The 806-nt window shown below is 66.4% G+C and carries 1 protein-coding gene; it reads right to left on the minus strand.

Going from position 1 to position 806, the window contains the following annotated elements; translation table 11 throughout:
- On the minus strand, positions 1 to 806 hold an 806-nt coding region (locus CKY51_RS22105), incomplete at both ends, for a hemagglutinin repeat-containing protein (RefSeq protein ID WP_211904945.1).

Raw genomic sequence — 806 nt, forward strand, 5'->3', positions numbered from 1 at the left:
CTGGCGATCACCGCTCCCTTCAGGTCGGTATTGCCGCCCACGCGGATATCAAAACCCCCATCGCCGGCCTGGATGCCACTCTGTTCCTTGACGCTGGCAAAGTCGCCATTGACCTTGTTGCTGCTGTAGCTGCCGCTGGCACTGAAGCCCATCCCGAAGGTCACGCTGCCGCCGACTGCCTTGTCCTTGCTGGTGTAGGTGCTGGTGTCCTGCAGGCTCTCGACGTTGAGATCGCCGCCGATGTCGGCCAGCACCGTGTTGGCCGAGAGCACCGCGCCTTTCAGGGTGGTGTCGTTGCCGCTGATGAGCGTGGCGGTGTTGCCTGCAGACAGATGGCTGTTGCGTTGGGTGATGTCCTGGCCATCGGCCTTGCCCCGCGCGCCGCTGGCGCTGACGGTGACACCGGCCGCAAAGCCGTCCGCGCCGTACGTCACCGCCACGCCGATCGCCGCGCTGCTGCTCTTGCTGGTGCTGTGCTGCTCGAAGCTGTCCTGCGCCGCCTCCAGGGTGATGTCGTGGTCGGCGGACAGCAACAGGTTGTTGCCAGCCTTGAGGTCGCTGCCGCGCACCAGGATGTTGCTGTCTTCGCCACCGCCGGTGGCGATCAGGTTGACGTTGCCGCCGGCCTGCAGGGTCGAGCCTTTGGCGGTTGCGCTTTGCTGCTTGGTCTCGCTATCGCTCTTGCTGCCGCCCACGGTGACCGCGATGCTGATATTGGCCGCTTGCGCAGCGCCCTTGGCGGTATCAGCGTTGATGACGCTGCTGGCGGCCTGGCCCGCCGGCACTAGCGCCGTGCGGCGCCGAGG

The sequence above is a fragment of the Xanthomonas maliensis genome (genome assembly GCF_009192945.1).
In the GTDB taxonomy this organism is placed as follows: Bacteria; Pseudomonadota; Gammaproteobacteria; order Xanthomonadales; family Xanthomonadaceae; genus Xanthomonas; species Xanthomonas maliensis.